The sequence below is a fragment of the Clostridium sp. CF012 genome (genome assembly GCF_018861755.1).
In the GTDB taxonomy this organism is placed as follows: domain Bacteria; phylum Bacillota; class Clostridia; order Clostridiales; family Clostridiaceae; genus Clostridium_AD.
Genome location: NZ_JAHLEF010000012.1, coordinates 54771 through 78626, shown reverse-complemented (window position 1 = coordinate 78626; position 23856 = coordinate 54771). Strand labels below are relative to the sequence as shown.

Here is a 23856-nt window from a genome sequence, read left to right as displayed (position 1 = left end):
AAAACATTACTATAATCTATTGTTATAGTAGTGTTTTTTTATTAAAATTAATATAAGCATAATATGATTTAGAATAATCTTTGCTTAAATCTAATTAATGAATAATATCTTAATAATAAGGAGTATAGCTATGGACAAAAAAATAGGAATTATTGCATCTGATATTGAGCTTAAAAATAGTATAATAGAGTTATTTGAAGAAGAAGTTAATAAGGGCGAAATAATTATTGATATTTTGGATCCGGATAACTTTAGGCAGCAAGGTAAAATGTTGGAAAGAAAAGGTGCCAAGGCAATTATAGCTAGAAGCGGCGGATATCGCCATACCGTTGGTAAAGTAAATGTTCCAGTTATACATTTGAAAATAACAACCTTGGACATTTTACATGCAATAAAGACAGCAAGAAAGTATATGAAGGATATTATCTTGGTTATCTCTGATTTAGAATACTTTGATTATGATGAATGGAAAGATGTTATTAAAGAAAATATCATAATTGAACGGTTTAATGATAAGGAGAATATAGAGGATAAAGTAAAAAAGTATGCTCTGAGAAAAGATAGTGTATTAATAGTGGGTGGTGGTATTCCTTGCGGACATGCTAAAAGATTTGGAATGAATAGTATTCCTATAGGTGCTAGTAAAGAATCAATTTATGAGGGCGTAGAATATGCTAAAGAACTTATAGACAACTTATATGATCAAAAATATAAAAATGAAATTTTAAAAACTACTTTAGACGGAGTGCATGATGCTGTTGTTGCAATGAATCAGGAAGGAAACATAATTCTATTCAATGAAAGAGCAGAGGAATTATTAAAGAAAAATAGCGGCCATGTATTAGATAAAAAATTACTTGATGTGTGTCCAGAGCTAGATTTTATGATAGATGTGCTTAGGAGCAAAGTTAATCAATATAACGAAATAAAAAAGCTGAAAAAGATAATAATTGCTGCAAATATATCTATTTTAAATGTAGATGGCCATGTACATGGTGTTTTATGTTCATTTCAAGATATCACTAAACTTCAAAGCTTAGAGAAAAAAATAAGATATGAATTAAATAAGAAGGGTCTTGTTGCTAAATATACATTTCAAGATTTTATTTCAAAGGATCCTATTATGAAAGAAACAATTGCAAAGGCAATAAGGATAGGGTTAAGTGATTGTACCGTTATGATTTATGGAGAAAGCGGAACAGGAAAAGAGATGATTGCACAAAGTATCCATAATATAAGTAGTAGAAAAGATGAGCCATTTGTAGCAATTAACTGTGCAGCTATTTCAGAAAATCTTTTGGAAAGCGAACTTTTTGGATATGAAGAGGGAGCATTTACTGGGGCTAGAAAAGGTGGGAAGCCTGGACTCTTTGAACTTGCGCATAAAGGTACTATATTTTTAGATGAAATGAATAGTTTATCCCCTAATTTACAAGGAAAGTTGCTCCGGGTTTTAGAAGAAAGGGAAATAATGAGGATAGGATCAGACTATGTAATTCCATTAGATGTTAGAATTATAGCTGCTGCAAATGAAGAGCTAAAAAGAAAGGTTGAAGAGGGAAGCTTTAGAAGTGATTTATTTTATCGCTTAAATATTTTGGAAGTTAACATTCCACCACTTAGAGAGCGAAAAAAGGACATTATTCCATTGTTTAAGCATTATGTAAAAAGCTTATCAGGAGGAAGTGATGTGCCAGAAATAAATAATGAAATTGAAGAAAAAATAATGGGTTATCCTTGGAAAGGTAACGTACGCGAGTTAAAAAATATTGCTCAAAGATATGTTATTTTTAATGAAATTGATTTAGAGGAAAGAGAGATTAGTGGCCATGTCAAAAGGCTTGATAATGATAAGGTAATTGATTTAAAGGAAATCAATCGCTTTGTGGAAGAGAAAGTAATAGAAATGCTGTCAAGTCAAGGAATGACAAAAACTGAAATAGCTAAAAAGCTTGGTATAAGCAGAACGGCATTGTGGAAAAAAACTAAATCATAGGATAGAAGGGTGAATAGTGATGGGAAATAGACATGTAATAGAAAAAAATACCATGTATAAAAGAAATTTAATAGATTTTTTTGCTATTGCCAACATAGTATCTGATGGGGTTTATGTAATAGATAAAAATGGAGTTATTGTTGACGTAAATAAATGCTTTGCAGATATTATTGGAATAGAAGAATCTAAGTTAATCGGAAGAAAGATGCAAAATGTATGGGATATGGAAATATATAACAAAGAAGAAGCTTTTTTAGTACTAGATCATAAGGATAAGATGCCCATGATGGCCATACTTAATCAAATTGATAATAAAGTGCTTGAAAGTAAAAAGCCAAGAGCAGTAGGAATTATAGCGCTAGAAGAAAAAAAAGAGACTTCAATTATAACTAGGATTGAAAGAATGAACAAAACAGTTATTATGACAGGATCTCCTTTTTTTGATGAGTGCGGAGAAATATCATTTGTAGTCACTATCATTAGAGATGTAACTGAATTTATTAAACTAAAGAAAAAACTTGAAACGCTTGAGAATGATAAAGAAATATACCTTAATGAGTTAAAGTATTTAAGAGAAAGTCAAATGCAAACAGATTTAGTTGGAAAAGCTGTTGGAGTAGAAAAAATTAGACATACAATTAAGCAAGTGGCGAAAACGGATGTAACTGTGCTCATAACGGGAGAAACTGGTGTTGGAAAAGAGGTTGTTGCAAGAGAAATATATAAGAATAGTATAAGAAAAAATGGACCATATATAAAAGTAAATTGTTCAGCAATACCAGAGGCATTACTCGAGTCGGAACTATTTGGATATGTAAAAGGTGCATTTACAGGAGCTGAACGTAAGGACAAATTAGGACTATTTCAAATGGCTGATGGTGGTACGATTTTGTTAGATGAAATAGGTGAAATGCCTCTAAAAATGCAGTCAAAGATTCTTCGTGTTCTTCAAGAAAAGGAAATTACTAGAGTTGGAGGAACAAATTCTATAAAAGTGGATGTAAGAGTAATTGCAGCCACAAATCAAAATTTACAGCAGCAAATAAGGAAAGGTGTTTTTAGAGAAGACTTATATTATAGATTAAATGTTTTTCCAATCAGTTTATTGCCGCTTAGGGAAAGAAGAGAGGATATTTCAATACTAGCTTATCATTTTCTAGAAAAATCTAATAAAAAATATTGTAAGCGTAAGAGCTTTGAAAAAACTGCCATGGAAACACTTGAATACTATGATTGGCCAGGGAATGTTAGGGAACTTCAGAATATAATAGAGCGTTTAGTGGTAATTGATGATGAAATTATTATTAAAAAAAGTAATATTATTAACACTTTGGGTAAGGATACATTTTTCAGTGACATTATTGATAATAGCAATATTACTTTGAAAGATGCTGTTAATTCATTAGAGAAGGATATTATTGAAAAAGCATTAAAGAAATATGGAAGCACATATAAAGCTGCGGTGGTATTAGGAATAAAGCAGTCTACTGTAGTAAAAAAAGCTAAGGTACTTGGAATTAGTAAATGGCGATGAAAAAAATCATTACTATAAATACTAAAATGTATTACAGTAAAAGCACTAGAATGGTGATTTTACTGTTTTTTATTGTAAAATATAATGAAAAAATTCATCATAACCACAATAGTGGAGGTAACGTTTTCATAAATAGTTTCTGGCATGAGAGGTGAAAATCAAATTTTATAAAAGATTAGTTGTAAGAAGTGAGAATTTGCAAGGATTAGCGAGGCTTTAGAAAATACATCAGTAAAATTACTGACAACTTGGCATGAAACATGCGTAATATAAATTACCTAATAATAAATAAAAGGGGAGATGATTTTATGTCAATTAAAAGAAAAGCTTTATTAATCCAAGCAGCTTTCGGTGCGGTTATACTGACACTTCTAATGCAACCTATGGGTGCTTTAGGTTTTGGTAATTATAATTGGATGTTATTTGTGGTATTACTGTTATTCTTTGCAATGGGGGCAGATTTCAAAAAAATTCCAACTTTAATAGTGTGCTATCCTATTGGAATTTTATGGGCACTTTTAAATGGGGTATTGATGGGAGCAATGAAAGGTTTACCAGCATGGGTACCCGGTATAGCACTTACAATTGTAATAATATTTTCTATATTAACTGTTCATGAAAACTTGTTAAGAGATACTATATTTGGATGTGTACCAGCATTATTTTTGGGACTAGCTGAAACATTCTTTATATTTTCTATTCAGCCAGCAAACGCTCCAGCCATTACACCAGTTCATTTATTTGTATTTTTTATTTATGGTTTATTTATGAGCAGCATATTAGTATTAGGTGGGGGTGCACTATGCAATGTATTTTTAGGCAAGGATTGGCCTAAATATGTGTTTGGTGGACATGCAGAAGAAAAATCAATGTAGTACTGATTTCTTATTTATATAAAAGAATTTGTTACATACCAAATTTGTTTATTTAATTTTCTCTATAAAAAGAGAAGGTATACAATATAGAAATTAAGAAAATTTAAGGAGGATATTAATATGGCAATAGAATTTAACCCAATGAGAAGTCTTATTTATGTAGATGTAGTAAAAGAGGATTATAGACATATGCTAAAGCATTGGCTTTACTACCATCATATACCAGAAAGTATAGCGCAATTTGGAACATACGTTAGTAAGTATGCATTTTATCCAGCATTACCAACACCACCAGAGGGAGAAAGATTTGGAACTTGCAGAATGCAGCTAACAGAGCATTATTGGATGGTTAACCCATTGACACCTGAATTTAAAAATAAAACTATGAGTGAATATTTTCCAATAGATGTATTAAAATGGCAAGGTACTATTCCAGATGATAATGAAGTAGCAGTTCTTGAAGGTAAAAAAGAGGAGAAGCTTGGTGGAGATGACGCAAGAACAACAGGCGGTAATAATGGTATGCCTCCATTTATCTGGGCCTTTGTACCTCTTTGCTGGGAAGAAGATTTAAAAGGTGCAGGAAGAACTATGGGGGATGGACCTAACTATCGCTGGCAGTTTGTTATGAAATATCCAGATGGTGTATCTATGGAAGAAGGAGATAAATGGTTATTTGAAGAAGTTATACCAAAGTTCCAAGAGTCTGCAGATGTAAATAGAATATTGACAAGCAAAGTTATGCAGGATATTAATCACTGCCCATACCAAAGAGTAGTTGAAATGTGGTTTAACTGTCCTTCAGGTTGGCATAGAGCAGCAGTGGATAAGGCCATTAAAAAACCATCTTGGGCTACTTGTGATGAGTTTCCTTATTTAAAACCTAGATTTGAAATTTCAAGTATATTCTTAACAGATATAGCTGAAAGTGATAACTTTACACAATATCGCGGATATCTTCCAATGCGTTAAAAAAATTTGTTATATAAATAAGAAAAACATTATCACAATAGAATATGTGGTAATGTTTTTCTGATTATACAAATTTCCACATCAAGAGCTGTGTCTATTCAATGGGGTTATTTTTATATATTTAAAATGAAACACATATATCTAATAGAAATTAAGTTTAATATTGTAAATATGTATTTTCTATATTGTATATAAGTGAAAATTCGCATAAAATGATACTATAATGTGAAAAAGTTTCATAAGGAAATTAATAGTGCAGCTTCGAAGAAGATGAACAGATGTACAGGTGATGATTTAACTTACGAAACACTAAAAATTTTATACGGAGGTAGTGTTGTGAATTATAAAGGAATTACTTTACTTCAAATTGAATATTTCTTTGCAGTGGCAAGGCATTTAAGTTTTACAGAGGCTGCAAAAAGTTTATATGTTTCACAACCTTCTTTAAGTAAGCAAATTGCAATATTATAAAATGAAATAGGAGTGCAACTTTTTTTAAGAACAAAAAGGGATGTTCGGTTGACACCTGCAGGAGTAGTTCTTCTTAAAGAACTAGGTGGAGTAATTGAACATATTGAAAGTGCCATAGAAAAAGCAAGGCAACCTGATTTAGGGGAAAACAGCACTATAAGTATAGGTTGTTTGGAGACTATGAATATCAGTGGTTTTTTACCTTTGATTATAAAAAGATTTAAAGAAAAGTATGAAAGTGTAAATCTGGTTTTCGAAAGACATACTTTTAAGTCACTAAGAGAAAAACTTGTGAATGAAGTACTAGATATCATCTTTACTCTTTCCTTTGAAAGCGATGATTCTCTTGGAATTCTTTACAATACTGTACATAAGGGGAACTCCTATATTGTAATGGAAGCATCCAACCCATTGGCTATGCAAGAGAATGTAACCATTAAAGATCTGAAAGAGGAAGCTTTTGTTATCATCTCAAGAGATGAATCACCCAATGGTTTCGACGCTATAATAAGCATTTGTAGAAAAAATGGATTTACTCCAAAAATAGTGAAACAATTGCCAAATGTAGAATCTGTGCTGCTTTGCGTGGAGATGGGCATAGGTGTGGCTTTATTTGATTCTAAAGTTAGAATATCAAATGTGGATAATCTGAAGGTTTTCAAGGTGGAGGATGATTTTGTAAATGTTATTATGGCCTGGAAGAAGGAAAATATGAATCCTGGTATTCCACTATTTACAAATTGCGTTTTGGACGAAATAGAATTATAGAAAAATTAGAGTCCTCTAGGGAGATATCTTCCTAGAGGATTTTTTGACGTTAGCATTAATGAAATGATAGGTTAACATTTCCGTTTAGTATTTAATAGCTTAAAAGCATAAGACTAATTCCAAATGGGTATTTCAACATTGATTTGAATATTGATAAAATATAAACAAAGTAAGTCTATAAATTATAGTGGACTATAGCTTAAATCTAAAATATAAAAATAATTTTATAAGGGGAAGATTTAGGATGAAAGAGCTTAGAACAGAATTAACTACACTAGAAAAGCAAAAAAGCTATGTAAAGTATTTTAATCAACCAATTGTGAATCCAAATTCAGAATTAATGCAAGTTCTCCACAAGGGCTCAATGGATCCAAGCAAAGCCTTAATGCCAGAAAATGTAAACGAATTGCTGAAAGAGGGATATGGCGAGGTGGAGACAGGCTATTGTGTGCTTCCAAATGGTACAGGTTATGTTGCTGTGAATAACAAATTTCCAGGAGTAACATTAGAAATGATTAATTGGTGGTTTGCATGGCATAGTCTTGAAGACTTACGTTATATGCTATGGTTTCGAAAAGGACATTATGGCATAGATATTAGCGAGGGAGATCGAGCAAAAATACTTGACCCAGCTACTCCTATGCTAGAAAAATATCAAGGTCGTACCCATTATGTAATAGAAGATACTGGAAATGGACCAGAAGATATTCAAATTTCATTTTTAAAGGCTGAAGAACTGGGTTTTGATATGGTTGAATTAAATTCAAAATCAAGTACAGTAGTTGCAGGTAATGGAGTTTCCAGCTCTAGAAAAGGTGGACCTAAAGCTCCTGCCATAATGCTTCATTATTTTAGAGAAATACCAGGGGGAGTAGAGTCCCGTTCTAGATTTTGGATGGGCTATCACATGATTGATAAAAAGCCCTGCAAGTTACTTCCAGAAGGAATGCAAATTCCTATACAGGCTCCTATGGGACTTGCATTTCATAATGTGGAAGAGTATAGCAATTTAGCTGCAATCTTGCCAAGTTTATATAAGGAAATGGAAGGTAAAATAGGCTAAGTCAGTTTTTGCAGAAAGTAAATAATAAGCAAAAAATGAATGCCATTTAAAACTATTAATAATTGAATTTAAGGAGAGGATGAAAACAATGAGTAATTACAAACATGCTTTTTCACCAATAACAATAAAGGGTGTAGAATTTAAAAATAGAATTGAAGTAGCACCAATGGTTCCCTGTATGGCAACACCAGAAGGATGGGTAACAAAAGAACTAATTGAGTTCTACAGACCATTTGCTAAAGGTGGTGCAGCAATTGTTACAGTGGGTGACTCTGCTATAAACTGGGAACATGCTATGGATCATGAAGGACAACTTAATTTAGGTGATGATAACGTTAAGATGGGATTAGATGATTTAGCAGATGAGGTTCAAAGATATGGTGCACTAATTTCTGTTGAATTAAACCATGGTGGTCGTTTTGCAAACTCTATGAACTTAGCAACTAAAGGATTAAAACCAGTAAGTTCAACTCCGAAGCCAGCAGAGATTGATGAATTCTTTTCAAAACTTCAAGGAAAAACACCATCAGAAGTTGAAGAAATGAGTATTCCACTAATTAATAAAACTATTCAAGATTATGCATCTGCAGCGCTTAGATGTAAGGACAGTGGCTTTAAAATGGTAATGATTCATGGAGCACATGGTATGCTTCCAGGACAGTTCTTATCACCATATGTGAACAAGCGTGTTGATAGATATGGTGGAAGCTTTGAAAATAGAACGCGTTTTTGTGTTGAATTATTAGAGGCAGTGCGTAAAAAAGTTGGCGAAGATTTTATTCTTGAATATAGAATCAGTGCAGATGAATTAGTTGAAGGCGAAATGAAAATTGATGAAGTTATCCAGTTTGTAAAAATGATAAAAGATAAAATTGATATACTTCACGTTTCAGTTGGTATGCTTCCAAATCCATTTACAATTCAATATATGATTCAACCACTTTATGTACCATATATGCCAAATATACATTATGCTGAAGAAATTAAAAAAGCAGTTGGAGATGATTTATATGTAACAGCAGTAGGATCTGTTATGACTTTAGAAAATGCAGAGGAAATACTTTCAAGAGGAATAGTGGACTTTGTTGCAATGGCAAGACCATTTGTTGCTGATCCAGAATTCATGAGAAAAAGTGCTCTTGGAAAAGTAGAAGATGTACGTCCATGTGTACGTTGTAACACTTGTTGTGGACGCTCTGCCTTCTTTAAAAAGACACGTTGCGCAGTTAATCCAATGAATGGGCGGGAAACAGAATATCTTGGTGGAATAGTTAAAAAGGCTGAAACTCTGAAGAAAGTTGCAATAATTGGTGGTGGACCAGCAGGAATGCAAGCAGCACTTACAGCAGTAGAAAGGGGTCATGATGTAACTCTTTATGAAAAAGATAGTAAACTAGGTGGTACATTAAATCATGCAACAGATCTTGAATTTAAAAAAGATTTAAAGAACTACTTAGAATGGATTGTTGCGCAAACTTTAAAATGTGGAGCTAAAATTCAGTTAAACACTGAAGTAACAGCAGAAACTCTAAAAGAAAACAAGACAGATGCATTAATTATTGCAGTAGGTGCAACGCCATTCATACCAAATGTTACGGGAGTACAAATGAGTCACGTGCATTGGGCTGGAGATGTAGATTGCGGAAGAGTAGAAGTAGGACAAAAGGTCATTGTTGTTGGTGGCGGATTAACAGGAGCAGAGTCTGCTGTAGCACTTGCAATGGAAGGAAAGGATGTTACACTACTCGAAATGATGGGACCTGAAGCTCTTTTAAATGGTTCTTCCTTGATTAATAGATTCTCCTTACAGTCTTTACTTATGAAAAATCGCGTTAAAGTAGTAACAAATACAAAACTCGAAGAAATTACTGAAAAGGGAATTAAAACAATTAATTCTAAATTCCAGTGGAAAGAATTTGAAGCAGATACAGTTGTATTAGCATTAGGAATGAGACCGCGAAAGGATGTTGTTACTGCGCTTAGACATTTAATACCGGAAACTGAAGTGTATATAATTGGGGATTGTAAACAAGTTGGTAACGTATATTCAGCAGTTCATGCAGGGTTTGATACAGCAGTAGAAATTTAAAAAAAAGGGGGCAATTTATTATGTCTATAAATAGAAAAGTTAAATTGGTTCAAGCATTGTATGGTGCAATTGCACTAACACTAATGATGCAACCTATGAGTATGCTTGGTTATGGTGGTTACATTTGGATGCTATTTATGCCTTTGTTATTATTTTTCGCTTTTGGAGCAGAGTTTAAAGTTATTCCATCTATGATAGTTTGCTATTTATGTGGAGTAGCTTGGGCTCTTGTTAATGGAATTTTAAGTGGTGTATTAGGTGGCTTTTTATCAGCGGAAGTAGTGAATATTGCTGCACCTATAATAGTTATATTCGCAATATTAACGGTTCATGAAAACTTTTTACAAAAGAGCATATTTGGAAATATACCAGCATTATTTATGGGACTAGCTTCAACGTTCTTCACATTTTTAATAAAACCTGAAAATGCACCAGTAATAACTCCGGTTCATTTAGTTGGATTCATCTTATATGGAATTTTACTTTCAGTGGTACTGGCAGGAGGAGGATTCTTAGTTTGCAGCTTAATATTTGGTAAAGAAGATACTACAGCAGTTTTTGAAGGAAAAGAGAGATAACAGAATTAGTTTATAGAGTATAAAAACAAAAATACGGAGGAAATAAAATGAAAATTCTAGCAGTTACAGCAGGTAGAAAAAATGGAAATGGTGAAATTTTAGCCAAGGCGGCATTAATGAGGGCTGAGGAATTAGGTGCTGAGGTTAAGATGATTAACCTACATGATTACAATATAAAGCCTTGTTCAGGATGTGAATCTTGTACAATAAAGTTTACGCAAAAGGGAGAAGCTCCAGAATGTGTATATAAAAATAGTGATGATATGGATTCTATTATGAAGGAATGGTTATCTGCAGATGGAGTAATAGTAGTTGTACCATCATATTCCTTTATGCCAGCAGGAATATATAGAGTGTTTACAGATCGTCATTTAGCATATGAACCAAACTTCCACAAACAAGTAGGAAATCCTGATTATTTTAAACATATAGTGGGAGCAATCATTGGTAATGGAGGATCTACTAGAAGCTGGATGTCACTTACTCTTGAGAGTATTAATATAACCATGCTAGCTCAAGACATTAAAGTAGTAGATCAAATGATGGTAAATCGTGCACCGAGACCAGGACAAGTCCTTCTAGATGAAGAGTATATAGACAGAGCAGTTAAGCTAGCAGAAAATGTGGTTAAGGGAATTAAGGATTATGATAATGCTAAATTCTTTGGCGATGAAAATTTAGGCTGGTGTCCAGTATGTCATTCTAATGTTTTATCTTTAGGTCAGCCTCATTGGAATGGAGAAGAGTTTACAATAGAATGTCCTATTTGCCATTGTGGTGGAGATTTAGAAAAGGACGAGAGTGGAAAGTGGAAGTTTGTAGTGCAAGATGATGGCTACAGCAAATCCATGCTAGATGGAAGTGGTGCAAGAGATCATTTCTTTGAAATACAGGACACTATGAAAAAATATTTTACAAATTTAGAAGTAATCAGTGATAAACGTAAAAAATATGTAGATTATAAACCAGCTACAATAGAAATAAAGAATGAAAAGTAAAAAGGGAGATTTTTTGTGGGGAGCTATATTATTACTTTGGATACTGATTTTAGCAATACCAACTACGCGTACAGTATTTATAGAGACAACAGATGCTCATCCATATATGGGGGGATTCTTTAAGTTTTTTATATTGGCAACTATGGGAGACTTACTTGGAGTAAGGATTTTAAATGGTCATTGGATTATGCCTAAAGGTTTTATTTTTAAAGCTATTGTTTGGGGAATATTAGGAATGATGATTACCCTTGTGTTTACAGTTTTTACTGGTGGTACAGCAGTTGCACAATCTACTGGAAGATTACCCTTAGAAGATTCAAAATTGGCACAAGCATTTTTCGGAAGTGCAATTATGAATTTGACTTTCGGTCCTATGATGTATATTTATCACAAGTTTGGTGATTTATTTATTGATTTAAAGTATGAAAAAAAGGGTGGGAAGGTAACTGTTAAAGATTTAGTAAATAGAGTTGATTGGTATACAATTGTTAGTTTTTCTTGGCTTAAAACATGTACAGTTATTTGGATACCATGCCATACAATTGTATTCATGTTACCATTACAATACAGAGTGCTTGCTTCTGCTTTTTTATCTATATTGTTAGGTATTTTAGTAGCAGTTTCAAAAAAAGGCAGTGAAAAATCTCAAATTTTACAAGTATAAATTTTAAAAAAAATAGGGACTTAAGTCCCTATTTTTTTATGCTTTTAGTACCTATAAGAATAAATAAAAGCAATCAACTATGTAAAGGTTTTCGTTTTTATAGAAATTCTAATAAATTAAAACATATTTATTCAAAATATTTGAAATTTATACTAATATTGTTTATAATTAAATATGAAGTGATTGATACATGTGATCTTAGTCAAAGAAAAAGGATGGGAGACATGACAAAAGTAAAAAAAAATGCAAAAGGCAAAAAAAATACAAGTAAACTTATTTTATTATTTATATTGTTTGAACTTATTTTTATAGCAATTTCAGGTCCATTTTTGGTTTACTATGGTCCCTTTAAAAAGCTAAAGACTACAGTAGTTGGTGCGGCCATGACTACCCTTACATTACAATGGCTAGTAACATCATTTTTATCCGATGCGAAAATAAAACAAATTATGAGTGAGCAAAAGGTGGAATCTATAGTTCAAGATAACTTAGAAGGGAAAGATGATGGTGTAAAAGTAGAAAATAAAAATGACAATAGTATTGAAAGATATGAAGTAACTGGAAAAAGATTTAAGGGTTATATATTAGTAATTAATGACCCAACTAGAATAAAGGTAGGTTATAGCAGTAAGCTTGGTATGGAAGGCGAACTTACTAGCAAAATTGCAAGAGATAATAACGCAATAGCCGCAATTAATGGCGGTGGTTTTACAGATGAAGTTTCTGGATCACTTTGGGCCGGAACTGGAGCAAATCCAGAAGGAATTATAATGTCTGGAGGAAAAATTATTTTTAATAATATAAAAGGTGAGGATGAGAAAAAAGAAGTTGTAGCATTAACGAAAGCAGGAAAGCTATTAGTTGGCAAATATACCATTAATGAAATGAAAAAAGTTGGAGTAACTGAAGCGGTATCTTTTGGTCCAGCCATTATAGTTAATGGAAAGAAGGCTATAAACAGAGGTGATGGGGGATGGGGCATAGCGCCTAGAACATGTATTGGGCAAAGGTACGACGGAACAATAATATTATTAGTTATTGATGGTAGGCAGATAAGTAGCTTAGGGGCTACTTTAAAAGAGGCTCAAGATATATTGTTTAATTATGGTGCTTATAATGCTACTAATTTAGATGGAGGCTCTTCTTCTACCTTGTTTTATAATAATGAGGTTATAAACAATCCTTGCGACAGCCTGGGAGAAAGAGCTGTACCTTCAATTATATATGTTAAAAGAAGATAATACGGCACCTTAAATAAAAAGTATGCTAAATTAAGTTAGCATACTTTTTATTTAAGGTATTTTATAATTCCCCTTTTAATCCGATTTCACCTGCAACACTCTGCATACCTTTTATGGTTTCGCTAAGGATGTCAGTAATATCCATTCCCATTCTTTCTGCTCCAGAAAGAATAACCTCTCTATTGACACCTGCTGCAAACCCTTTCTGCTTGAATTTCTTATTAACTGACTTTACTTCTAAATCAAGCACGCTCTTACTTGGTCTCATGAGCGCAGTTGCAGTAATAAGCCCAGTAAGTTCATCAATAGTATACAGTATATTTTCCATTTTATGTGTTGGTTCTACATCTATGCATAGTCCAAAGCCATGACTCTGCACAGCATGTATGTACTCTTCAGGATAGCCCTCAGCCTCTAATATATCCCTTGCTTTAAAACAGTGTTCTTCAGGATACATTTCATAATCCACATCATGAAGAAGGCCAACTATGCCCCATTTATCTACATCTTCATTGTTTAGTTTAGCAAAATGCCTCATAACTCCTTCAACGGATAAACCATGTTTAATTAGACTATCACTCTTATTGTACTTTTTTAATAACTCAAAAGCCTGTTCTCTTTTAGGAGATATTTTTTCCATAAACAAAAACCTTCTTTCCTCTAGTTAATTTTATTATTTTTTATAAATTATAGTGCAATATGAAATTTAAGTCAAATATAAGTGTATTATTGTTCTTTATGTTTATTTTATTAAAGGATAGTACAGTTGAAATTTATGCAACGAAAAAGCCATGAATATTATTCACAGCTATCTATATTAAAGTAAAGGGGGACTTCGCTTTAATGATTAATCAATTTATATTTAAATAATAACATAGAAATGTGACAATATAATGAATAAACTATGTAGAATTTGTTAAATATTAAAAAATATCAGTTTTTATGGAAAAATTGGCTTAAGTAAACTGGAAATAAAAAGAATGAGCACTCCATGAGTACTCATCTTTGTTTATCAAATAATCTTTGGAAGATTCCCTTTTTCCTATGCAATTCTTCTTCTGCTGCTGCCTTGATTTTTTGTCTTTCAAGGGTTTGAGTTAAATTATTAACCAATTGGATATCATGTTCTTTAATCGTCTCAGGTAAGGATAATATGGCTTTATTTTTTTCTTGATCTTGTCTAAAAAGTATCTGAGTATTTTCTAATAATTTATTAATATCGTAGAGCTGTCCGTCCTTTACATTTAATTGTTCTTTAAGAAATTCAATATTATTTTTAAGGATATCAATCATATCTTCTTTTAAATGGGTTATATCTGTAGCGGCCACTTCTTCTTCTGCAGATTGATTATATTTTAGACATTGTTTAATTGCTTCTAAGCCTTCCTCATCTACACATGTTTTACCATTATGGAATATTAAAAAAGCTTTTATTTCAGGTAACTTCATTTTAGCATAAACAGTTACTTTACTTATGTTTAAATGTTTAGAAATTTTTAATGCATCATAAATCATTGTATTCGCCTCCTATATTATCTATAGGAAGTATTCTCCAAATATTACCAAATTCCTTTTTTTACAAGAAAATTTATTTTACTTTAATTAAATTTAACATAAGCGCTTAGCGTCCTATCCCATGATGTGTTGAAATCAATGAGTTTAATGGAGTTAAGTCCTAGTTAATAATGCTATCAAATTTAGTTAAGTTTAACATATAATTTAAAAACACTCATTTAATTGTGAGTGTTTTTAAATATTTTACCAATTATAAAAAAGTGAATAAAGTACATCACCTAGATACGTAGTGCAACCATAATCAATCAATACATTTTTATTATTGTATATTCCCCAAGAGCTTGTAGAAATGATATCATCAGCAAGAAGTATAAAATTATTTGTTAATTTATTTAAATCAGAGTAAGATTCTTTTTCTGGACGGATTGTTTTAAGATCTATATATTTGTCTTTAATTAAACTAGAAAGTGGAATTGCTCTTCTCATTATGATTCTATCGGGTTCAAACCATACTATTGGGCATAGGTATTTAATCAAATCCTTGGTAGCATGGGTATAAACATAGTTTTCTACTTTGTTTTGATAACTGCCATCATCAATTTTTGCCACCTTAACTACATAATCCTTATTAATAGAGTATACCTCTCTACATATACCCTCACCTAGAAATGTATATCTTTTAGCAATTTCACTATTGCTAAGGCTACATATATTTTTAAATAGTATTTCATCATCCATAATATAAAATCTCCTCAAAATATAGTATATTACAAGTTATCGTTTACTAAAGTATATGCTGAACTTTGTTAAGAGGTGAGGTAAAAATATTGTTTCCATACTTGTAGAAATAATTATGTGTTATATTTATATCATAAGAAAACTTAAAATTAAATTTGATAATATAAAGGAAGGCTGGTATATAATGAATAAACACAATCTAATTAAAATAGCATCAGACTTTGTAGAAAACTCAGAAGGTAATTACATAACAAATGAAATTGCTATTTCTGAGAATGTTGTGGGAATGAAGATTTTTGAAGCACCGATTTTCGGATTTTCATCTTCAGGGGATGAGTATTTTACATTATTCAAAGAACCTTATGCAATTGGGGAACACTTTATGCTCCCTAAAGAATGGTTAACGGAGTCAAAAACTGTTATCTCCTTTTTTCTACCCTTTAGCCAAGCAGTTAAAAGGGGAAACGAAAGTGAAAAATCATGGCCTTCTGAAGAATGGTTGCATGGACGTATTGAGGGTCAAGCTTTTATCAATAAGTTATGTAAATATCTGACGTCAGAATTAATAAAGGCTGGAAATAATAGTCTGGTGCCTGCCTTTGATGAAAGGTTCTGGGCACAAACTTCGTTAAATGCTGCCTGCGCACATTCTGAAGTATCCTATACAAGCAATTGGTCTGAAAGACATGCGGCCTTTGTATGTGGACTTGGAACATTTGGACTTTCTAAAGGTCTCATAACGTCAAAAGGTGTAGCTGGAAGATTTGGTAGTATTATAACAGAACTATATTTATCACCTGACAAAAGAGAGTACAAAGACATCTATGAATATTGTTCAATGTGTGGTGCCTGTGTAAAAAGATGTCCAGTTAATGCAATATCCATAGAAGAAGGTAAAAATCACAATATATGTTCTAAATTTTTGGATAATACTGCTGAAAGATATAAGCCTAGATATGGTTGTGGAAAATGTCAGATAGGGGTACCTTGTGAAGGTGGAATACCAAAAAAACACAATTTAAAATAAAATACATTTCTACACATTGCGTGAAATCTATAGAAATACCGTATTACTTGCACTAAATAATACGGTAAAAATAATCATACCAATTATTTACTTATATAAATAATTGTATATCTGATTGAAGTGCGTCCTTAAGATAATCTGTAGCTTCAATTACCTCTAGTCCAGGAATGAGTTCTTCCTTTTTAAAGCCCATAACTTCCATTGAGAGCTTACAGCCATAGAACTTAACACCTTTTTTTACAGCCCCCTCTAGGAATTTTGAAAGGGTCGGTGTACCATCTTCCTTCATCATTGCTTCAAGCATTTTTTTTCCTAAACCACTGAAATTCATGTTGGAAAGTGGCAAATCTTCTGGACCTTTTGGAGCCATTGTTCCCATAAGCTTCTCCAGTGAAGATTTACCTTCCTTTATATTTATATTGGGGTCTCTCAATATAAGTAGACCCCAGAAGGCAAAAAACATAGATACTTCCATTCCTAATTCTTTAGCTGAATTTGCCAGTATTAATCCAGCTAAAGCTTTGTCATACTCTCCACTAAACATTATAAGGCTTAGTTTTTTATCCATTATAGCACCTCATTTTTATTTAGTATGTGCTTATATTTATATGTTATTCATATTTATTCTTATTTTAAAAAGGAAGAACTTATATATGTAAATAAAAACATTTATATTAAAGAGGAACATTTTATTTATCTCATTAATACAATGATAGTGATATAAATTTTATTTAAGGAGATTTTGCTATGCTATCTAATACTGAATTCATACGACAATCCCTGGAATTGCATCTTTTCTTTGCTAGGATTATGAAGGAACACTCATTTTTCTTGGAAATAGGTTTTACACAAAAGGACTCGAACTATATCCAACAGGCTGATAATTTCAGAATAGAGTTTGACAGACTTTTAGCAGAAGCTATATCACTTTCAAATGGTGTTGTTAGCACTAGTGTATTACAGTCTGGTGAAGTAATTACACCTTTTACATTAAAAGCTGAGATGGCTACAGCATATTTTACAGGAGTGAATATCCCAATCAATTTGACGAAATCAGAAGCTGGATTAATGGGTAACGATGAATTAGTAATTAGTAATAATATGCTTGGACAAAGAGTATCTATGCTTAATCAGAGAGCGATGGGATTGATTAAAGCTTTAGCACAGTTTAAGACTATGGTTTTATCGGAGGTTATAACTTGTAGAATATTCACAAATAATTACCCTTTACTTATAGACCATATTTTGAGAGAAGCAAAATTTTATTTTCAGCTACTTCAAAGGCTGCAAAGTCGTGAGGAAATCAACTTGGAGAGAGATGCTTTTGAGCAAGAAACATTTTGGAATAGAATTATGGCTGAACACTCAAAATTTATTCGTGGTCTTCTTGACCCAACAGAAAATGAACTTATTACTACAGCAAATAACTTCGGAAATGAGTTTGATAAGTTGACAAGAGAATCAAAAGAGGCGATGGATAAAACAATTCCAATTTCAAAAGTCACGGAGGATAGCCTTAAGGCGACTGTGGAAATAAGTAAGTTTAAGGCGCAGGGTACGCAAGGACTGCTAGAATGTAAAATTAAATCCATAATAATACCATTGTTAGCCGATCATACCCTACGTGAAGCAAATCACTATTTACGATTATTGAAGATATTTGCAAAAAGTGTATAACTAAAAGAACAACCTCACATCATTAGCATATGATAATAATGTAATAAAACATATGGAGGATATATATGTATTATAGAAGTAATTCTGAAGATTATAATGAAAAAAACAATACTGACAGTTACCAAAATCATGATGATGATTACGAAGAATTTTATAAAAACAGGCCTTATTATGCTCAACAAGCAGCATATTCACCTCGAAATTATCAAATGATGTCATTTAACCCTATGATGTGGGATGTGCAAAAGCCTAAAAATTATGACCAGAACTATCGTAATAAAGGCAGTGATAATCTTGAACAATGTATGCCAATGACGCATATGCCTATGATTGAGGATGAGGATGGAGATCTAAAAATGTTATATCCTAAAATTTATATCAGGATATATCCAATGGTAAAGCATCATTGTGATATGATGACGTCCATGTATGGCACAATGTATTGCCCTAGTAAGGATGAACTGGATCATATTTCAAAAGAAATATGTGAAAAGCATGAAAAATATTATAGGGATTACGAAGAAGATGATAATCTCGCTGATGATGATGAGTATACGAGACAAAGACGACGCTTCAATAGAAGACATGGAAGTCAGGATTTAATCAAAATATTGCTTATTAGCGAATTGCTTGGAAGAAGACACAATGGAGGATATTGGTGGTAATAACTAAGTTTTTATAATGAGATAAATAAATGGAGCTATGGAATTAAGGTGTTAAACTTATATTTCATAGCTTTTTCATGCTTTAATTTCACCAAACTACGAGTTAATTCATAATATATATATATAATTCTGAGTTCAATCAATAATATTGAATAGTAAGAAAGGCTTTAAACTTAAGTAAAAACGTATCTGTTATTCAGGCTCTAGATAATCACAAAAGCATAAAATTTTACTGAACCAATGAATTTAACAAATAAACAAGTTGAGGTAATAAATAAAAATGTGATACTAAAAAGAGGAGAATGTGATTTTATGAATATATGCGTTATTGGAGCTGGTTATGTAGGACTTATAACTGCATTATGCTTTGGGAAAAAAGATAATAAAGTAATTTGTGTGGAAAAAGATTTAGAAAAATTAAAAATGTTAAAAAATGGTACGCCAACTATCTTTGAAGAGGGATTAGGTGAATTATTAAAAGAATCTTTAATTGTAAATAGTGTTGAGTTTACACAGGATTTAGAACTAGGAATTAGGTCTTCGGATATAATTTTTATTGCAGTTGGAACTCCCACAAAGAAAAATTGGGATGTAGACATTCAGCAAATAAAAGAATTGATAAATTTAATTTACCCTTATATTGATAAATATAAAATAATAGTAACTAAAAGTACAGTGCCGGTTGGTACTCAGAAATATATAAAAAACAAGTTACTAGAAAAGCATATACCACAGGAATATTTTGATGTGGTCTCTAATCCAGAATTCTTAAGGGAAGGCAATGCTATAAATGATTTTTTAAATGGAGATAAGATAGTTTTAGGCTGTGAATCACAAAAGGCTGAGGACATAATGAGAGAATTATATGAGTCATTTAAAATAAAAATGGTGTTTACGAGTCCAGAAACAGCGGAGCTAATTAAATATACCTCAAATGCTTTTTTGTCAGTGAAAATTTCCTTTATGAATGAAATAGCCAATCTTTGTAATAAGGTTGGAGCAGATATTGATGTAATAGCCTATGCACTAGGCCTAGATAAGAGAATTTCGCCCTTGTTTTTAAAAGCAGGTATCGGCTATGGGGGGTCTTGCTTCCCAAAGGATACAAAGGCTTTAATTAAAATATCTGAAAACTATCATAGCGATCTTAAAATTCTAAAAGCTACTGTTGATGCAAATGAGCAGCAGAGAGTCTTGCCAGTGAAAATATTAAGGGAACATTATAAAGATCTTCAGGGTAAAACTGTATCTATATTAGGACTAACATTTAAACCAAATACAGATGATATTAGGGAAGCTCCATCAATATATATAATTGAAAAATTATTAAAGAATAAGGCTAAAATAAAAGCATATGATCCGATGGTTACAAAGGAGATAAAAAGTATATTTCCAAATATAATTTATTGCGATGATATGTATGAATGCTTAGTAAATTCAGATGCATTAATAATCTGTACAGAATGGAGCGAGTTTTATAATATTGATTTAAATAAGGTAGCTTCCTTGATGAAGGAATCTGTAATAATTGATGGAAGAAATATATTAGATATGGATAATATTAAAGAAGCTAATATTAAAGCCTATTACTCTATTGGAAAAGGGAACATTAAAAACTAAGCTATGTAAAATAAAAGCGCTAGTACTTTAAAAATTAAAGTGCTAGTGCTTTTCATTTGCATGATTAAGTTAATAAATTTCTCTTTATTTCAGGATTATAAAAATCAATAAAGCTATCTAAGATGATTTTTTTTAGTAAATTAATATTTAATACTATCAAAAAGTTTTAATAAATCATTAGCGAGTCGTTTAAAATTATACTTTTCCTGCGCTAATTTTCTTCCATTAACCCCTAATTTGAGTGCTAAATCACTATTATCTAAAAGACGAACTATATTTTTCTCCAGCACCCTTGGATTTGTATAATCATTTATAACAAAGCCGTTTACGCCTTCAGTCATTACTTCAGCATTACCTCCACGATTTGTGGTTATAATTGGTAAGCCAGCAGCCATAGCTTCATAGTGAACTCTTGCTAGTGGTTCTCTCCATTGGGACATATTTACAAAAATGTCTCCAATGCTATAATATTTTGGAATCTCAGTAGGGCTTAAATAACCTGTAAAAATAACTGGTCCTTTTAGTTCTTTAGATATTCTCTTTAATAATTCGATATAATCATTAGATTCATTTCCACCATACCACTTACTCCCTATAATCATTAGTGCAGTATTTGGGTGTGACTCCATAACAGAATTCATGGCATCTATTACTATATGGGTACCTTTTTTTGGTGTTAACCTACCTACATATAATATTGTTTTATAATTTTGCAAGCCATATTTTGAACGCAATACACTTCTATAGGAATCCTTATCATCTTGCCAAATTGGTTTGTATACATTACAATCTACAGCAGAATACACAGGATGAAGTTTTCTAGCAGCAGAAGGATATAGGTCTTTTACACCGCTGGCAATAAAATTACTTACGGTTGTAATAAAACTTACTCTATCAATACAGGCATTGGCCAAGGTGGTGGTGATTTTATTTTGTAAAAACATTTCATTATGCAAACTTAAACTAAAAGCGCAACTTAAATTTTTACTTAAAAAGTTAACCCAACGAGGTCTGTTAAAAACATGCACTAAATCAAAATCATTTGTAAGATAGTTTTTTAAACCACGAACATACTCTTCTGTGGTGCTTGCAGGCAATCGTATATAGTTTATGCCACTTATAAAGGCTCGGTTAGGTAGTTTAGGATCTTGTATACAAAACACAGTTATTTCATGAAGCTTTGATATTATAGGTAGAACACCTTCAAGATACACTTGAACCGCGCCCCCATTAATAGGAGGGAAGGTAAGTTTTTCTGTACAAATAAATGCTATTTTCATGATAGACCTCCCTTAAAGCCATTTTTGTAAAACAGAAAATTTGTTTTGCTCAAATTTGGCAATTGAAGAAATTTTATCGCTATTAATTACTTCATCGCTTTTGTGTATAGTTTTTATTAAGCCAAAGAACCAATGAGGAAACATTAAATCAATTTTTAAAACCTCTCTATGCGTAGGGGATAGGTTAATATTTATTTCATAGAAATTTAAGATAGTTTCAATATTTTTTATACTAAAATCGTTGAATTTCATCATTCTCTTTCCGATAATCTTTCTTAAATCTCTAGCTGGTAAGTCATAGGTTACACTATCTAGGTCTATCACAAAACCTGTTTTTTGTGATAGCATTACATTTCCTGTTCCAAAATCTTGATGGCATAAGCAAGATTTATTTTGCTTAATACTACATAAAGCATTATATGGAGAATTGTTAATTAAATTGATAGTTTTGTCGCAAATTTCTACAATAGGGCCCACAGTCTTTACATAGGTAGAAAAAGAGGTATTATTAGGATTTTGTATACAAACTTCTTTTATTTTTAGCATCCTATTTTTCATGGACTCGTATTGCTTTGGCCAGTTTCCAAGTTTAGATGATATTATGGCAGTAGTAGGCGGCTCATACCCAATGGAGTCAGCATGAAATTTTGATAATGATTGCAAAGCTAAAGCTAAATCTTTTGGGTCCTCTAAATTCATATCTCTTCCATCAATCCAACTATATAATACAAATAACTGTCCGTTATATTCCGTAATAGGATTTCCTTTAGCATTAGGATAGACCTTTGGTACATTACCGCCATTTTTAAATATATATATTTGAGCATTAACAGAGAAAAGTGCTTGTTCAAGGGATTGATTTAATCTTTTAAGACATAGGGTTGTATTTTTATACATAAATCTCCATAATGTTTTTAAACCTTTACTCTGAAACAATTTTAAATTTTCTGGCATAATTTTATATTCCAAAAGCACTTTTTCAGCGAGTCCCGGGTAATCAACTAATAAATTTTTCACATGAATTCCCCCTAATATAAATCTATGAAGGAATAATTTTTTCGAAGTTTTGTAGAATAGGTTCTATAGATTTTTCGGTTTTAATCATTCCTTTTAATCTTTCAATATATCTAGCTTCCGGCCAATTATCTTCACGTAGCTCATAATATTTGCTCATTATCCCTACATATAGATGAGGGAAAATTAAAGCTTCCTTTAATACTTGCCATTTCCAGTGTTCTAACGGATTTACAGCATTATACCATTGTAATATTTGTGATGTTGTGTTTATTTCCCATTGACCTTTCTTTTTCATTATCTTATTTAGAAATTTTCTTATATCTCTTGTAGGTAAATCTATAGCAATAGAATCTATATCTAAAACAAATATTTGCTTTGAACTGGTAAGAATGAGATTACTAGCCGTAAAATCTTGATGACAAAGGCAATTCGTACTTTTAGCTTCCAGAGCCCATTTGTTATACCCTGATTTTTCATTTTCTGCTATAGCTAATTGCATTCTTTTATAAAAATAAGGGAAGGAGTTCAAAATAATTTGCCCGAACTCGGAATGTTTAGCTTTAGACATTTCGGTATCATAGAAGCCTTTTAATTTAAGCATTTGACTTTCAAATTCCTCTTTTTGAAGACCTAAGTGTATCCTTGTTTTGCAATCATCCGGTGGTATAAAATTTCTAGAAGCATAATGAAACCTAGCTAGTTGTTCTACTATCATTTTTAATTCTTGAGGTTTGTCCCCATTTGGATTACTTCCAATGATAGCTTCACTTAAGACATAACAAGAGTTAACAGCTTTTACATAGTTAGTATTACCTATTGTTTTAATGACTTTAGGTAAGTTAACTTTTCCATTTCTTAAGTGTTCAACAGCTGATAGTATGAATTCAAGGGTTTTAGATGAACAAGAATGTTTTTTTAATATTTTATCACCACTAGTGGTTTTTATCCACCAAACGGCCTTCTTACCCTTATCACTTTGGCTTTTTATATCAACAACATTAATATTGTATTGAGATAATATTGAATTTATATTTTCTTCTTTCATAATAAACCCTCCTTGTGATGCGC

Annotated in this window: 23 protein-coding genes; 16 read left to right on the top strand and 7 right to left on the bottom strand. The window is 31.8% G+C overall.

Translation table 11 applies throughout. From position 1 onward, the window contains the following. Nucleotides 1–130 precede the first annotated feature (130 nt). From KPL50_RS12835 to KPL50_RS12780, 12 genes are all read left to right on the top strand, one after another. The gene (locus KPL50_RS12835; RefSeq protein ID WP_216298920.1) at nucleotides 131–1996 is read left to right on the top strand and encodes a sigma 54-interacting transcriptional regulator; all 1866 of its coding nucleotides are present in this window, start codon (nucleotides 131–133) and stop codon (nucleotides 1994–1996) included. Between the two features lie 19 nt (nucleotides 1997–2015). Then, entirely contained in the window at nucleotides 2016–3530 is a 1515-nt protein-coding gene (locus KPL50_RS12830; RefSeq protein ID WP_216298972.1) for a sigma-54-dependent Fis family transcriptional regulator, read from the top strand. 308 nt (nucleotides 3531–3838) lie between these two features. Next, the gene (locus KPL50_RS12825; protein ID WP_216298918.1) at nucleotides 3839–4405 is read left to right on the top strand and encodes a DUF1097 domain-containing protein; all 567 of its coding nucleotides are present in this window, start codon (nucleotides 3839–3841) and stop codon (nucleotides 4403–4405) included. Nucleotides 4406–4525: 120 nt separating this feature from the next. After that, nucleotides 4526–5377: an acetyl-CoA hydrolase gene (locus KPL50_RS12820; RefSeq protein ID WP_216298917.1), complete on the top strand. Its 852-nt coding sequence runs from the start codon at nucleotides 4526–4528 to the stop codon at nucleotides 5375–5377. A gap of 225 nt (nucleotides 5378–5602) precedes the next feature. Beyond that, on the top strand, nucleotides 5603–5848 hold the full coding sequence (locus KPL50_RS12815) for a LysR family transcriptional regulator (RefSeq protein WP_216298916.1): 246 nt from the start codon (nucleotides 5603–5605) through the stop codon (nucleotides 5846–5848). 12 nt (nucleotides 5849–5860) lie between these two features. After that, nucleotides 5861–6616: a LysR family substrate-binding domain-containing protein gene (locus KPL50_RS12810; RefSeq protein WP_216298915.1), complete on the top strand. Its 756-nt coding sequence runs from the start codon at nucleotides 5861–5863 to the stop codon at nucleotides 6614–6616. 244 nt (nucleotides 6617–6860) lie between these two features. Then, nucleotides 6861–7679 (top strand): DAPG hydrolase family protein, encoded by an 819-nt coding sequence (locus KPL50_RS12805; protein WP_216298913.1) that lies wholly within the window; start codon nucleotides 6861–6863, stop codon nucleotides 7677–7679. An 88-nt stretch (nucleotides 7680–7767) separates the two neighbouring features. After that, a complete protein-coding gene (locus tag KPL50_RS12800; RefSeq protein ID WP_216298912.1) occupies nucleotides 7768–9768 on the top strand; it encodes an FAD-dependent oxidoreductase in 2001 nt (666 codons plus the stop codon). A 20-nt stretch (nucleotides 9769–9788) separates the two neighbouring features. Then, nucleotides 9789–10346, top strand: coding sequence for a DUF1097 domain-containing protein (locus tag KPL50_RS12795; protein ID WP_216298911.1), 558 nt, complete (start codon nucleotides 9789–9791; stop codon nucleotides 10344–10346). 47 nt (nucleotides 10347–10393) lie between these two features. After that, nucleotides 10394–11344: a flavodoxin family protein gene (locus KPL50_RS12790; RefSeq protein WP_216298909.1), complete on the top strand. Its 951-nt coding sequence runs from the start codon at nucleotides 10394–10396 to the stop codon at nucleotides 11342–11344. Further along, the gene (locus KPL50_RS12785) at nucleotides 11334–12008 is read left to right on the top strand and encodes a hypothetical protein (protein WP_216298907.1); all 675 of its coding nucleotides are present in this window, start codon (nucleotides 11334–11336) and stop codon (nucleotides 12006–12008) included. The genes KPL50_RS12790 and KPL50_RS12785 overlap by 11 nt, the downstream gene beginning before the upstream one ends. A 224-nt stretch (nucleotides 12009–12232) precedes the next feature. Beyond that, the gene (locus tag KPL50_RS12780) at nucleotides 12233–13249 is read left to right on the top strand and encodes a phosphodiester glycosidase family protein (protein ID WP_216298906.1); all 1017 of its coding nucleotides are present in this window, start codon (nucleotides 12233–12235) and stop codon (nucleotides 13247–13249) included. A 61-nt stretch (nucleotides 13250–13310) separates the two neighbouring features. Here KPL50_RS12780 and KPL50_RS12775 read toward each other — a convergent pair whose 3' ends face one another. From KPL50_RS12775 to KPL50_RS12765, 3 genes are all read right to left on the bottom strand, one after another. Next, the gene (locus tag KPL50_RS12775; protein WP_216298905.1) at nucleotides 13311–13889 is read right to left on the bottom strand and encodes an HD domain-containing protein; all 579 of its coding nucleotides are present in this window, start codon (nucleotides 13887–13889) and stop codon (nucleotides 13311–13313) included. Between the two features lie 359 nt (nucleotides 13890–14248). Continuing rightward, nucleotides 14249–14764 carry a hypothetical protein gene (locus KPL50_RS12770; RefSeq protein ID WP_216298904.1) on the bottom strand — a complete coding sequence of 172 codons (516 nt, stop codon included), beginning with the start codon at nucleotides 14762–14764 and terminating at the stop codon, nucleotides 14249–14251. 243 nt (nucleotides 14765–15007) lie between these two features. Further along, nucleotides 15008–15502 carry a hypothetical protein gene (locus tag KPL50_RS12765; RefSeq protein WP_216298903.1) on the bottom strand — a complete coding sequence of 165 codons (495 nt, stop codon included), beginning with the start codon at nucleotides 15500–15502 and terminating at the stop codon, nucleotides 15008–15010. Between the two features lie 184 nt (nucleotides 15503–15686). Here KPL50_RS12765 and KPL50_RS12760 point away from each other — a divergent pair, with 184 nt between their 5' ends. Beyond that, on the top strand, nucleotides 15687–16529 hold the full coding sequence (locus tag KPL50_RS12760; RefSeq protein ID WP_216298901.1) for a DUF362 domain-containing protein: 843 nt from the start codon (nucleotides 15687–15689) through the stop codon (nucleotides 16527–16529). 91 nt (nucleotides 16530–16620) lie between these two features. Here KPL50_RS12760 and KPL50_RS12755 read toward each other — a convergent pair whose 3' ends face one another. Beyond that, on the bottom strand, nucleotides 16621–17097 hold the full coding sequence (locus tag KPL50_RS12755; RefSeq protein WP_216298899.1) for a DsrE/DsrF/DrsH-like family protein: 477 nt from the start codon (nucleotides 17095–17097) through the stop codon (nucleotides 16621–16623). Between the two features lie 179 nt (nucleotides 17098–17276). Between KPL50_RS12755 and KPL50_RS12750 the strand changes: the two genes are divergently transcribed. The 3 genes from KPL50_RS12750 to KPL50_RS12740 all read left to right on the top strand — a co-directional run bounded on the left by KPL50_RS12750 (nucleotide 17277) and on the right by KPL50_RS12740 (nucleotide 20491). Then, nucleotides 17277–18206, top strand: a complete 930-nt coding sequence (locus tag KPL50_RS12750; protein WP_216298897.1) for a DUF2935 domain-containing protein — start codon at nucleotides 17277–17279, stop codon at nucleotides 18204–18206. A gap of 65 nt (nucleotides 18207–18271) precedes the next feature. Then, nucleotides 18272–18871 carry a hypothetical protein gene (locus tag KPL50_RS12745; protein WP_216298895.1) on the top strand — a complete coding sequence of 200 codons (600 nt, stop codon included), beginning with the start codon at nucleotides 18272–18274 and terminating at the stop codon, nucleotides 18869–18871. Between the two features lie 240 nt (nucleotides 18872–19111). Then, nucleotides 19112–20491 (top strand): UDP-glucose/GDP-mannose dehydrogenase family protein, encoded by a 1380-nt coding sequence (locus KPL50_RS12740; protein WP_216298894.1) that lies wholly within the window; start codon nucleotides 19112–19114, stop codon nucleotides 20489–20491. 140 nt (nucleotides 20492–20631) lie between these two features. On the opposite strand, the gene KPL50_RS12735 is transcribed toward KPL50_RS12740, so the two are convergent. From KPL50_RS12735 to KPL50_RS12725, 3 genes are read right to left on the bottom strand one after another with little or no spacing between them, the layout of a single operon-like run. Then, nucleotides 20632–21771 carry a glycosyltransferase family 4 protein gene (locus KPL50_RS12735; protein WP_216298893.1) on the bottom strand — a complete coding sequence of 380 codons (1140 nt, stop codon included), beginning with the start codon at nucleotides 21769–21771 and terminating at the stop codon, nucleotides 20632–20634. A gap of 12 nt (nucleotides 21772–21783) precedes the next feature. Beyond that, complete coding sequence (locus tag KPL50_RS12730) at nucleotides 21784–22788, bottom strand: CotS family spore coat protein (protein WP_216298892.1); 1005 nt, start codon at nucleotides 22786–22788, stop codon at nucleotides 21784–21786. Between the two features lie 22 nt (nucleotides 22789–22810). Beyond that, nucleotides 22811–23833 carry a CotS family spore coat protein gene (locus KPL50_RS12725; protein WP_216298891.1) on the bottom strand — a complete coding sequence of 341 codons (1023 nt, stop codon included), beginning with the start codon at nucleotides 23831–23833 and terminating at the stop codon, nucleotides 22811–22813. Between the last annotated feature and the right edge of the window lie 23 nt (nucleotides 23834–23856).